This is a genomic window from Roseibium album (genome assembly GCF_965233825.1).
Classification (GTDB): Bacteria; Pseudomonadota; Alphaproteobacteria; order Rhizobiales; family Stappiaceae; genus Roseibium; species Roseibium album.
The window spans coordinates 2,661,252-2,673,297 of the sequence record NZ_OZ247583.1; the positions used below are offsets into that span (position 1 = coordinate 2,661,252).

Below are 12,046 nucleotides of genomic sequence, written 5' to 3' on the forward strand. Positions count from 1 at the left end.
AAAGAGTAGCGGTCAGATCGTCACTGGCAAGCAGGAATAGCCGAGAACATGTTCAAATCCGGTTTCAGGAGCAACTCGGCAAGGCTTTTGGAAAGAAAAGGGCAACCGGCCTGCGTATCACTTATACGGAGGCGGTTGCCGCAGGTGGGGGCAGGAGGGAGGAAGTACCCGCCCCGAATGAACTGTCAAACAACGTAGAGGCTGACGGGTGCCTTACCGCCCCTCGGGCGTCGGTCGGCGTCAACATCGCTATTGGTGTTTGCCTGTGCCTGCATGTGAATGAGTTCACCGGCATGACCGGCTTCCATCATCAATGCGGCCCGGTTGCAAAGGGCTGCCAGCGACAAGCCGAGTTGGCGCAGGTGAGAGCGCCGGTAACAGTAAACCGCAAGAGCGGCGCGCTGGGGCTCTGTCAACTGGGATCCGACATCCGAGATTGCATTCAGTGTCGCGTCGAGCAGGCGTTTGAGTAGATCCTCTGGAACTGGGCAGTCCTCCAAATCTATTGACCGCGTATGTTGCATTGTTTTGCCCCTATTTATTCAAGAATAAGATCTCATTAAATCGTTAAACAACAATTAATTTGAAAATATTTTGCAATAAAATCCAGTTGTCTGGTGAAATTTACTTATGTGACATTCAGGTTACTTTCATTGTCTCTTTTATCAATTTAGCCAATTGTTCTCGGGTCGTTGCCCGCAAGTGTTCCGCCCTGTCCAGGATCCGATCCGCTTTCATGAAATCGAGGACGCGAGTTGTGTCATGCGGAGGGCGAACCAGAATATCCGGCTGTTCCATTTTGAGTTTCTGGTTGGTGATGGTCTGCATGAGGATTTGCGCAGACCCGAACAGCGAGTCCAGCATGTTGATATCGGACTTTTCAGGCCGCGGCACCGGTGCTCCGACGACGTCGACAGCGATGACAATGTCGCAGTTTGAGCGCATGCCTTCGAATGGGAGAGGGTTGACGACACCGCCGTCGATCAGGAACCGGTCTCCGTGCTTCACAGGACGAAACAGCGCCGGAATTGCGATTGACGCGGCAACCGCCGGAAGGAGTGGTCCTTTTTCGAAGTCGATCTCCTCGACGCCGAAGAAATCCGTTGCAAGCAGGCGTAGCGGTATCTGCAGATCTTCGAAATTTTCAGGCAGATATTCAGAAACGAAGACCTCAAGGACACGCTCGGGGTCGAACTGAACCGGTCCGGGCCGGAACATGTCGCCGAACCGCCGCGGCCTCAATTGCCAGACCTTGGACAGGACAGTGTTTCTGTCGGCGAAAATGTCGAGAACAATCTGCCGGATATCCTGCCCGCTGTGCCCGCTTGCATAAGCAGCGCCAAGGATTGCTCCGATCGAGGTGCCCGCGATCTGGACCGGTCTCAAACCCAGGTCATCGAGTGCTTCCAGAACCGGAATGTGGGCAAGGCCACGTGCGCCACCACTGCCAAGGGCCAGACCTATGCGTGGTTGGGTCCCGGCGGGTAAGGGTGTTGAGGCCATCTGAATTGCCCTTCATATCAATGTGCCTTGGGACAGATGGGTGCCGGACTGTGTCTTTCCAAGCTTCGGCTGGACCGATCCGCTGCGAAAGAGTGCTGTCAACGCGCAAATTGTCGAGCTGCCGGCCGCCCGGTCAAATGACGAAATAGAGATCGTCGGACGCTTCGCTCATCCATTCGGTCATCTGATCTAGGGGCATTGGTTCGGCAATCAGGAAGCCCTGGATGGAAAAATCGCCCATCATGCGCAGGCGGTCATACTGCGCTTCTGTTTCCACGCCTTCGCAGACAATGTTTATGTTGAGCGATCGGGCGAGGTGGATAAGCTGATTGACCACTGCTTCCTTTCTGGGGTCGTCAATCATTTGGTTCGTGAAGGACCGGTCGATTTTCAAACCGTTTATGGGCAGGTCGGCCACATGGGTGAGCGAGGCATAACCTGTACCGAAATCATCAAGTTCAATGTGAACACCAAGTTCGTATAATTCCCGCAGCGCAGCCAGATGGCCTGAACGATTATCGCTCAGAAAGACCGATTCCAGCACTTCGGCGGTAACGCGGTCAGGCGGGACCTGATATTTCGCCATCGCGGCCTTGAAATGGTCGACAAGCAGACCGGACGCCAGGTGTGCAGGCGACACGTTTATCGAGACCCGTCCAAAGTCGAGTCCCGTGTCGAGCCAGTACTTTGCCGCCGCCATGGCCCGGTCGATGACGACTTCGCCCAGTACCGGCGCAAGGCTCGTTTTTTCGACGACAGGCAGGAAGCCACCGGGCGACAGAACACCTCGGTCCGGATGGTCCCACCGGATCAGGGCCTCGATACCGGTTATCGTTTGCGAGCGCAGATTGACCTGCGGCTGGAACACCATGAAAAACTGGTTGTTCTTGACTGCGTCCTGAAGTTCCCGCTCGATCCTGGCTTCCGTTTCGCTTTCGGTCTTCATGCTGGTCCGGAAGAACGTGAGCCGATCCTTGCCGTTTTCCTTCGACTGGTAGAGCGCCAGGTCGGCATTGAAAAGCAGGTCTTCAAAGTTCGATCCGTCCTCTGGACACAGCGAAATGCCCATGCTGACGGTTGGCCAGAACCGATTGCCCTTGAACTCCATCGGCATGCGCATGAGTCGACGTGCGCGCTCGCAAAGTTCGTTCGGATCGGAGTCGCTCGCTTCGGCAATAATGACGAACTCATCACCGCCCCATCGATAGGGCGTGCCTAGCCCGCGCGAGACTTCACGCAATCTGCGGCCGGTTTCTTCAAGGCAATAATCGCCGGCAAGATGCCCGAGCGTATCGTTCACGCGCTTGAAATTGTCCATGTCGACATGCACCAGGAATGCTGGTTTGGTGTCGTGGCCGAAGCGCTGTTTCGCATCACGCTGACATCCAGCCCGATTGGACAGTTTGGTGAGTGGATCGAAATAGGCCAATCGCTCGGCCCGTACTCTGGCCTCACGGGTTTCAGTCTCCCGCAGGACCCTTTCGGTGACATCATTTGCAATGATGACGAAAAGATCGTGGTCCTTGTCCTGGTGCAATTGTACGCGCAGATCTACCGGATACTCGGAACCATCGACGCGCTTGTGCAGACATTCCGCGGCCACGCCCTCAATGTCACCGTTCTGTAGAGGCCTGGTCTGCCGCTCGATCGTATCCCGATCATAAATGGGGTTTATGTCCCAGATCTGCAGCGATTTAAGTTCGTCGAGCTTGTAGCCGAGGTTGTTCAGGGCACATTTGTTGGCGTGTTCAAAGCGGAAGGTCTTGGCGTCGAGAATGTAAATTTCATTGAGCGAAGATTCCAGAATATTGGCCAGCAGATTGTTTTTGCGGTCCGCCCGTGTGCGTTCGGTTATGTCATGCACGGTTCCCACGACTTTGGTCGCCGTTCCGTCCCGGCCGGAAAGCACATAGCCGCGGATGTGGAGGTAGCGTGGAGAACCGTTCTCTGGCACCAGCGAGTGTTCGAAATCAAATTCGCCGCAGGTCTCGATCGCACGCCTGACCATCAGTTTGGCCGCCTGCGCCTCGTTTTCAGGTATTTGGGCGTATACTCTTTCGATGATCTTCTTCGAGGAAAGACCAGCTGGAAGGTTCATGATCCGATAATATTCTTCCGTCGCGCTGACCTCGTTCGTGGCAACATCCCTTTCCCAGCTTCCAACTGTGGCAATACGTTGAGCTTCGATAAGTTTTGACGCATTGCTTTCCAGCTTCTCAGTGTAGTCCCTGACTTCTGCTTCGAGCCGTGCGCGGGTTTTCTGAACAGACGATTGCAAGCGTGAAAGAAGGCGATGGATGACGGCCCATGCAATGAAAGAAAGGCCGATACCGGCAAGCAGGGAAATGACAATACCGTTCAAGAATGCCCAGACGTTGTCGGTAATGTCTTTGACCAGCAGCAGCTTGAATGCGTGATCGTTCTGTGTGACCGCGATAGGCAGGTCGCGAACCATGAAGACCTTGCCGTCCTGAAGATACAATGGATGTATCCGGGCAAGGTCTTGGTCGCCGGCAGAAAAAACGCCCAGATCAAACCCCGATGGAGCAAGGTTTCCAAGGATCTTGTAACGGGTCGAACCGGCAGGGTCTCCGTTGGCCGCGGGCAATTCGCACAATTTCACGATCTGAGCGTCCACCGCAGCACTTGCAAGTGCCAGGGAGCGTTCGATGTCGATTGCCAGCTTCAGGTATCCCAGCAATTGACCGTCGGATATCCACGGACGAAAGACACTGACAACGAACTGGTTGTTCGGGCCGAATTCGATGCCGTCGCTCCGGCCAGGGGTGGTTGAATTCAGGTCGGACTTGAAGACTGCGCCGGGAACGCGGACGGGTGCCGTGCCATTGACCGGGTAAATCAGGTTCCGGTTGGCGGAATAGATCGCAAGTTCCACCACGTTGAGATTGTCAAATTTCACGGCAAACAGTGCGTCTGCAACCTGTTTGATCTGTCGATGGTCATTGTTGCGGATCGCGTTCAGAAGATCTTCATTCGCACCAAGCGCACCGACAATTTCGTCAAGCGTTTCGGAGCCGACCTTCTTTTGCTTCATCAGCAGGCGTTCAGCGGTGTTGACGAGCGCTTCCTGGGGTTCACGCAAATTCCGGTATTCGGAAACGATGTTCTGAACAGTAAGAACACATACGGTCAAAGCCAGAAAGGACAGGAAAACGATGCGTAAGGGCTTCTCGAAATGCAGGTCATCCGGACAAAGCTGATCGACGAGGCGGTCCAGAAAACCGTTGAACCGGTCCTGACGAGGCGCGTGTCCCCGCAGCTTCTCCTGTTCCCCAGCCACTTGTTTGCCCATACTCAGCACAAATACCCCCGGCAGCCGCAGCTGCTAACTGATTGGCCAGGATGCCGGGGTCTCGTCGCCGCAAGTATGAAGCGCCGTTTTTTCCAAGCGTTCTCTGCCCATTCTCACAATAGACTAGAATAGTTAAATTGGTTTGAATGGAATTCTTAAGCGCTATTAAGCGACAATTCACGCAACTTTGAAAAAGTCAGGTTTTTCAACTTTTTTTACAGGCAGTACTGATGAATTGAAGTTTATCGCTCAAATTTTATTCAAGTTTTATTCAATCAGGAGCTGAAAAAGTCGAGCAGGGTCTCGCCAGTAGCCTTTGGTGCTTCCTCTGGCAGAAAGTGGCCCACGGCAAGGGAGTGTCCTTCGACATGTGGACACCAGGCCTGCCATACCGCCAGTGGGTCGTCGACGCTCGTTGCAATGCCTTTGTCGCCCCAAAGGGCCAGCATTTTCGCCCGTATGATGTTGCCGGCGTTCCGGTCAGCGATGTCGTGCTCATTGTCGATTGTCGCGCCCGCTCGATAGTCTTCGCAGCATGCGGAGATCCGGTCGGGCTCGCAGAACCAGGCACGGGTATGTTCCAGGGCCCCTTCCGCAAAACAGTCGAGGTTTTTTTCCGCTGTCCAGCTCGCCAATGTGTGTTCCAGATATCGGACTGGTGCAGCGGCTATCATTTTCTCCGGGAATGGAAATGGCTGGGCGAGGAACATCCAGTGATAGACTTTAAGACCGAAGACGCGGTTCATCCGGTCCCAATAGTCCGACGTGGGAAGGATATCGAGCACGGCCAGCCTTGGGATCGTATCCGGATGGTCCAGGGCCAGTCTGTATCCAACACGGCCACCCCGGTCGTGTCCCGCTGCGAAAAACGTCCGGTACCCCAGCACACGCATCATTTCGCGCATGACGGACGCCATTGACCGCTTTGAATACGCCTCGTGATTGCCGGAAACCGGGGGAATGGAGGACATTCCGTAGCCGGGAAGATCAGGCATCACAAGGGTGAAATGTGCCGACAGGATTGATGCGATTTCATGCCAGATGACGTGCGATTGGGGGTAGCCGTGCAGTAGCAGGAGAGGAGGGCCGGACCCGCCGATCCGGCAAAACAGGGTTATCCCGTTCGCTTCGACGAATCTGGTTTCGAATCCGGGAAACAGATCGGGCAAATCACTCTTCAAGACGCTCTCCCCGGGCCACGAACACCAAAACAGTATCGGCTACCAGAACATGCTGCCAAGACGATTTTTCAGGCTTGTTGTTGCTCACTTCAGTCCGCAAGGGTATCCGGAATTTTATTCGTCTCCGGTACCTTCGGCTACCTCGCGCTCAACAGCGCGCCAGCCGATGTCGTTACGGCAAAAGCCTTCCGGCCAGTCTATCTGCCCGACTGCCGCGTATGCGCGGGCTTTTGCGTCGCGAACCGTATCACCGAGCGCGGTCACATTCAGCACCCGGCCTCCATTTGCCAGCAATCGTTCATCCTCGCGTTTGGTGCCGGCATGAAACACTTCGAGCGTCTCGGATCCTATCTTTTCGAGGCCACGAATTTCGGTGCCCTTTTCGTATGCTGCCGGATATCCGTTTGCGGCCATGACGACGGTAAGTGCACTCTCATGGCTCCAGTCGGCGTTTGCAGTTGCCAATGTTCCTTCAACGCTGCGCTGCATGAGTTCCAGAAGGTCGCTCTTGAGACGCAGCATCAAGACCTGGCACTCCGGATCGCCGAAACGGGTGTTGTATTCAATCAGCTTCGGACCAGCCGCAGTGATCATCAGGCCGGCATAGAGAACGCCTTTAAAAGGGGTTCCGCGGTCCGCCAGGGTTTTGATCGTCGGATTGACAATTTGATCCATGACCCGGGTGACCAGGTCGCCTGTCAGGACGGGTGCCGGTGAGTAAGCCCCCATTCCGCCGGTATTGGGTCCTTCGTCGCCGTCATAGGCGCGCTTGTGATCCTGGGCGGTTGCCAGGGGGAGGGCATGGGTACCGTCGGAAAGCACGAAGAAGCTGGCTTCTTCACCTCGCAGGAACTCTTCTATGACCACTTCGGCACCGGCATCCCCGAACGAACCTTCGAAGCAGGCCTTGACCGCGTCTTCCGCTTCACCAAGGGTCATGGCGACCACGACGCCCTTTCCGGCCGCAAGGCCATCGGCCTTGACGACGATGGGTGCTCCCTGGTCGCGGACGTAGGAAAGTGCGGCGTCGCAATCGGCAAAACGCCCATATCCGGCGGTCGGAATTGCCGCGTCGTCACACACACCCTTTGTGAATGCCTTGGATCCCTCCAGCTGTGCAGCGGCTCGGCTTGGCCCGAATGCCTTGATGCCGGCTGCTTCAAGGTCGTCGACAATCCCGGCAACAAGCGGTGCTTCAGGACCAACAACAACGAGATCGATCTGTTTTGCGCGACAGAACCCGATCACGGCATCATGATCGGAAACATTCAGGTCGGTCAGATCGGCGATTTCGGCGATCCCGGCATTTCCGGGAGCGGCGTAAAGCTTGGTCAGTTTCGGGGATTTCGCCAAAGCCCAGGCAAGGGCGTGCTCGCGCCCGCCGGACCCGATAAGCAGCAGTTTCATGTATCGCCGATCTTTCGAGAACGATCCGTCTCGCTGACGCGGATTCGGGTACGCCAGCGTTGCAGTTGCGCGGTCTATCATGGCAGGTCTGTCCCTGCAAATCGGGCAAACAAGTGCAGGTGAGACCGTCCTTCCGTCGTTGAAGACAAAGAGCCTGCTGGGAGCGGCGAACCGTCATATGGACGCGGAGACGGAGAAGGCAGATCATCGCTCATCATCGGGACGGGCTTGTTGTCCGATATCCCAGGGCAATTGCAGGATGTATTTCGTCGCGAATTTGGTAGAAGTCCGGAACTCGAAGAGGGCAGCGAATGTTATTTTCCACCAAGGACACGGGACCGGTCGCTGACGCGGTGAAGCAACATTGGGTCGATACACGTTTGCCCGCCGGGTTACGTCCTTATGCCCGTCTAGCAAGGTGGGAACGGCCTATCGGATGGTGGTTGCTCCTTTGGCCTTGCTGGTGGTCAGCTGCGCTTGCCGCAATCGCAGCCGGCAACGGGTGGCCCAACCCCTGGCATCTCGTTCTGTTCTTCGTTGGAGCCGTGGCAATGCGCGGCGCCGGATGTACCTACAACGACCTTTTGGATGTTGACATTGATGCCAGGGTCGAGCGGACGCGGTCCCGGCCGATACCGGCAGGTCAGGTGACCAAGAACCAGGCCAGGATTTTCCTGATCGTGCAAGCGTTGATCGGGTTGCTGGTATTGTTGCAGTTCAACACATTCTCGATAGTTCTCGGCCTTGCCTCACTGCTGCCGGTCGCGATCTATCCATTCATGAAGCGCATTACGAACTGGCCGCAGCTGTTCCTCGGATTTGCATTTTCCTGGGGAGCCCTCATGGGTTGGGCCGCGGTTTTCGGGTCGTTGTCGCCAGCGCCCGTCCTTTTGTATTTTGGAGGCATATGCTGGACGATCGGCTATGACACGATTTACGCGCATCAGGACAAGGACGACGATGCACTTGTCGGTGTCAGGTCGACGGCACGCCTATTCGGGAATCGCACGAAGCCGGCCCTGATTGCCCTTTATGGATTTGCGACGGTGCTCTTTTCGTTGGCAGCTGCATTTGCCGACGCCGGTCCGTTGGCATTTGCAGGTATCCTGGCAGGCGTGGTTCATCTGGGATGGCAAGTGATCGTGCTCGACATCGACGATGGCGACCAGTGCCTGAAGCTCTTTCGTTCCAACGGAACCTATGGCTGGATCCTGTTCGCCGGATTTGTCACCGATGCGCTGGTTGGCGTGGGTCTTTGAGAGACCAGGAAGTGCCTTCCGGTTACGGGAAGTCGGCTGGGCTTCAGGTTCTTGCGATGATTTCCCGCTCATGTCCGAAAACTGCGGGGGCAGCGGTCACCGTTCCAGGTATGCGCCTGTTCAGAAAACGGGGACGGCGGCCGGTCAACAGACGCAGCTTGCGTCGAGGAGCCGGATTTGCGGCGGGTGTCGCGCAGAATGCGTCTATCGGTTTAACTTCACCGCCAAGATCGCATACGAGCATGGGCAGTTTCAGCGTTTGGGCCCAACGGCTCCAAAGCACGGCCAGTTCGTCGGAGTTTTCCGTCTCTGCGAGGGTGATTGATAATGCGCTGTCGGGATGTTTCAGGATAAGCGCAGCCGTTATGTTACCAGGCGCGGCACCCGGAACGATCCGGACCATGACACCATCGAAACCGTTTGCAGGGACAATGACCCTGACGGGAACACCTGCAATGCGTCGCTTTATGATGACCCTTGTGCGGTCGATATAGATTTCAGCAGGAAGAGAGGGTGTTCCGGGGCGGCATTCGAGCCTTTGTTCAAATCGGACCGGCAGGCAACCGGGATGCAGTATTGTTTCTGCATTGCTCCCGGTTGCTTTTGGCGCCTGTTGTTCTGTTTGACGTCTCAAATGACTCTCCGTCGGACCTTCAGGTCTCTTGATGAAGCTGAATGTAGCGGAGAAAAGTCGTGAACCACTTAAGAGATAGAGTTAAAAAACTCTGATTTTAAAGAGGGTTACCGGAGTGTAAGCGCGGTGCAAACGATCTGTTCATGCCTGTGTTCAAAATGGGCCGAAACGGAAATTTCAAAGGCGGTTCAACATGCTGGCCCTGTCCACGATGGGCCGTTTGCGCGCAAGTTGTTGCGGAGCACGGGCGCTGGGCGTAAACAACAGCCGAAGCGGGGCGAATGAAGCAGACCCATCAAGGCGGAACGAATGTCGGAAATGATTGATCAAAGCGAATTGCAGTCGCGTGCTGTGCGTCTTGTCGAAGCGGCCCGGAAGGCCGGAGCTGATTCCTGCGATGCCGTGGCGGTGACAGGCGTCTCGCTCGCCGTTGATGTCAGGGAGGGAAAGGTCGAAGAGACCGAACGTGCCGAAGGCGACGACGTCACCTTGCGCGTTTTCGTTGGCAAGCGGACAGCGGCCGTTTCCGCAAATCAGCTGGATGATCCCGGCACCTTGGCTGAGCGTGCCGTGGCGATGGCTCGTGTTGCGCCTGAAGATCCCTATGCCGGGCTTGCCGACGAACACCTCCTTGTAAAGAACATGCCCGGACTGGAACTTCTTGACAGCAGGGAAATGACCGCGGATGCGCTCGCCGATATCGCACTTGAAGCGGAAACGGCGGGACTGGAGGTTGCCGGGGTCAGCAAGTCTGGTGGCGCCGGAGCATCCTGGCGCCTCGCCGGTGTCGTGCTGGCCACAAGTCATGGATTTGAAGGGTCGTACATGACATCCCGCTATGGCATGTCAATGACGGCGGTCGCTGGTGAAGGCACCAGTATGGAACGTGACTATGACTTTGACAGCAGGACGTATTTCGAAGACCTCGATGCACCCGCTGAAATCGGCAGAAGGGCGGGCGAGCGTGCTGTCCGTCGTCTCAATCCGCAAAAGCTTTCCACGCGCACGACCAATGTCATTTATGAATCGCGCGCCGCACGCAGCATTCTCGGTCACCTGACCGGCGCCATAAATGGTGCCTCCATTGCCCGGAAAACCAGTTTTCTCAAGGATCGGATGGGGGAAGCGATCTTCGCACCCGGAATTCAGATTGTCGACGACCCGTTCAAGCGCAGGGGAGGGGCCACCCGGCCGTTCGACGGTGAGGGAACGGCTGCCTCCGTCTTGCACATGATCGAGGATGGCATTCTTCAGCACTGGTTTCTTGATGGTGCGTCCGCTCGTGAACTGGGTCTGGATCCCAATGGACGCGCGCACAGAAGCGGAAGCGGCACGTCGCCCGGTGCCACCAACATAACCCTGATGCCGGGAGAGTTGTCGTTGGACACGCTTATGGCGGAAGCCGGCAGCGGATTGCTGGTCTCCGATCTTATTGGCCACGGGGTCAACGGCATCACCGGGGACTATTCCCGCGGGGCTGCCGGATTCTGGTTCGAAAACGGTGAAATTGTTGAACCCGTCAGTGAGATTACGATTGCTGGCAATTTGAACGACATGTTCAGGCGGCTGGTTCCCGGGAGTGACCTGGACAACCGCTACTCGGCAGCGACACCCTCTGTGATGATTGAAGGAATGGCGCTTGCCGGAAGCTGATCAGGATGCCGACGGGTGTGACCTCGTTGCGGATCTTCAATTGCTGGAAACAGCGGCTCGTCAGGCAGGGGAACTGGCGCTTGGTTACTTTGGGCAGGGTCTGGAGACCTGGTTCAAGGGTAACAAGTCACCTGTCTCCGAAGCGGACATCGCGGTGGACAGGTTTCTGGCGGACCGCCTTCTGACCGCTCGTCCGGACTACGGCTGGCTTTCGGAGGAAACCGCTGACGACCGCGCCCGTCTGGAATGTAGACGTGTCTTCATCGTTGACCCGATAGACGGTACCCGCGCATTCCTGGCCGGCGGCGATGAGTGGACGATATCGATCGCTGTGGTTGAAGACGGTCGGCCAGTGACCGGTGCAGTCTTCTGTCCGCGGCGGAACGAAATGTTCACGGCGCGTGCGGGTGGCGGGGCGTTCCTGAACGAAGCCGGGATCAGGGTCTCCGGCCGTACGAGTGTTTCGGGTGCGACTTTGACCGGACCGCATTCGATCATTTCAAATACGGATGTGCTTGCTGCCGGGTTTCAGAAAACCGAGATCCTCAGGTCATTGGCCTACAGGCTCGTCATGGTTGCTGCGGGGCGTATTGATGTCGGTACAGCGCGTGGTGGTCCGAGCGACTGGGATCTTGCAGCAGCCGACCTTCTGGTGAAGGAGGCTGGCGGGCGGATAACCGACGTTTCCGGCCGGGATCTGACCTATAATCGCAGTCGGACCGGTCACCCGGCATTGATCGCGGCTTCGACCGGGCTTATAGGACCAGTGCGTGCGGTGCTTGAGGACATTATCCGGTAGATGACCAGCGCCTGTATTAAACTTAGCGAGGATGCTCATGAGCGAGACCGACACCCCGAAACAGCTGTTGCACCTGGTCTTTGGCGGTGAACTGGAATCGCCGGATGGGTTGACCTTCCGGGATCTGGATGAGCTGGATATTGTGGGCATCTATCCAAATTATGCCGAGGCAAGCAAAGCCTGGAAGGCCAAGGCCCAGGCCACGGTCGACAACGCGCATATGCGTTACTTCATTGTACACATGCATCGCCTTCTGGATCCGGAAGCGGCGGCATAACTCAGAAACATTCAGGCGAT

10 protein-coding genes are annotated in these 12,046 nt (G+C 56.4%); 4 read left to right on the forward strand and 6 right to left on the reverse strand.

What is annotated here, in order from left to right; genetic code table 11:
- Nucleotides 1–185: 185 nt before the first annotated feature.
- The 5 genes from ACO6TI_RS12340 to purD all read right to left on the reverse strand — a co-directional run bounded on the left by ACO6TI_RS12340 (nucleotide 186) and on the right by purD (nucleotide 7,404).
- A complete protein-coding gene (locus ACO6TI_RS12340; protein ID WP_055111129.1) occupies nucleotides 186–524 on the reverse strand; it encodes a hypothetical protein in 339 nt (112 codons plus the stop codon).
- A gap of 115 nt (nucleotides 525–639) precedes the next feature.
- A complete protein-coding gene (locus ACO6TI_RS12345) occupies nucleotides 640–1,503 on the reverse strand; it encodes a patatin-like phospholipase family protein (RefSeq protein WP_108874671.1) in 864 nt (287 codons plus the stop codon).
- Nucleotides 1,504–1,636: 133 nt separating this feature from the next.
- On the reverse strand, nucleotides 1,637–4,804 hold the full coding sequence (locus tag ACO6TI_RS12350; RefSeq protein WP_422385020.1) for a sensor domain-containing protein: 3,168 nt from the start codon (nucleotides 4,802–4,804) through the stop codon (nucleotides 1,637–1,639).
- 287 nt (nucleotides 4,805–5,091) lie between these two features.
- Nucleotides 5,092–5,997: an alpha/beta fold hydrolase gene (locus ACO6TI_RS12355; protein ID WP_422385021.1), complete on the reverse strand. Its 906-nt coding sequence runs from the start codon at nucleotides 5,995–5,997 to the stop codon at nucleotides 5,092–5,094.
- A gap of 114 nt (nucleotides 5,998–6,111) precedes the next feature.
- The gene (purD, locus tag ACO6TI_RS12360; protein ID WP_422385308.1) at nucleotides 6,112–7,404 is read right to left on the reverse strand and encodes a phosphoribosylamine--glycine ligase; all 1,293 of its coding nucleotides are present in this window, start codon (nucleotides 7,402–7,404) and stop codon (nucleotides 6,112–6,114) included.
- Between the two features lie 311 nt (nucleotides 7,405–7,715).
- Here purD and ubiA point away from each other — a divergent pair, with 311 nt between their 5' ends.
- Nucleotides 7,716–8,663: a 4-hydroxybenzoate octaprenyltransferase gene (gene ubiA / locus ACO6TI_RS12365; protein WP_422385022.1), complete on the forward strand. Its 948-nt coding sequence runs from the start codon at nucleotides 7,716–7,718 to the stop codon at nucleotides 8,661–8,663.
- Nucleotides 8,664–8,706: 43 nt separating this feature from the next.
- On the opposite strand, the gene ACO6TI_RS12370 is transcribed toward ubiA, so the two are convergent.
- Nucleotides 8,707–9,297, reverse strand: a complete 591-nt coding sequence (locus ACO6TI_RS12370) for a DUF6101 family protein (RefSeq protein ID WP_196877576.1) — start codon at nucleotides 9,295–9,297, stop codon at nucleotides 8,707–8,709.
- Between the two features lie 309 nt (nucleotides 9,298–9,606).
- Between ACO6TI_RS12370 and ACO6TI_RS12375 the strand changes: the two genes are divergently transcribed.
- From ACO6TI_RS12375 to ACO6TI_RS12385, 3 genes are read left to right on the forward strand one after another with little or no spacing between them, the layout of a single operon-like run.
- Complete coding sequence (locus tag ACO6TI_RS12375; RefSeq protein WP_196891122.1) at nucleotides 9,607–10,950, forward strand: TldD/PmbA family protein; 1,344 nt, start codon at nucleotides 9,607–9,609, stop codon at nucleotides 10,948–10,950.
- Nucleotides 10,937–11,749 (forward strand): inositol monophosphatase family protein, encoded by an 813-nt coding sequence (locus tag ACO6TI_RS12380; protein WP_108874666.1) that lies wholly within the window; start codon nucleotides 10,937–10,939, stop codon nucleotides 11,747–11,749. Before ACO6TI_RS12375 ends, ACO6TI_RS12380 begins: the two co-directional genes overlap by 14 nt.
- A gap of 37 nt (nucleotides 11,750–11,786) precedes the next feature.
- Nucleotides 11,787–12,026, forward strand: coding sequence for a DUF4170 domain-containing protein (locus ACO6TI_RS12385; protein WP_055112570.1), 240 nt, complete (start codon nucleotides 11,787–11,789; stop codon nucleotides 12,024–12,026).
- Nucleotides 12,027–12,046: the final 20 nt, after the last annotated feature.

Excerpts from the sequence above, each read along its gene's own strand:
- ACO6TI_RS12340 (WP_055111129.1), bottom strand. The coding sequence starts at position 524 with ATGCAACATACGCGGTCAATAGATTTGGAGGACTGCCCAGTTCCAGAG.
- ACO6TI_RS12345 (WP_108874671.1), bottom strand. The coding sequence starts at position 1,503 with ATGGCCTCAACACCCTTACCCGCCGGGACCCAACCACGCATAGGTCTG.
- purD (WP_422385308.1), bottom strand. The coding sequence starts at position 7,404 with ATGAAACTGCTGCTTATCGGGTCCGGCGGGCGCGAGCACGCCCTTGCC.
- ubiA (WP_422385022.1), top strand. The coding sequence starts at position 7,716 with ATGTTATTTTCCACCAAGGACACGGGACCGGTCGCTGACGCGGTGAAG.
- ACO6TI_RS12375 (WP_196891122.1), top strand. The coding sequence starts at position 9,607 with ATGTCGGAAATGATTGATCAAAGCGAATTGCAGTCGCGTGCTGTGCGT.
- ACO6TI_RS12385 (WP_055112570.1), top strand. The coding sequence starts at position 11,787 with ATGAGCGAGACCGACACCCCGAAACAGCTGTTGCACCTGGTCTTTGGC.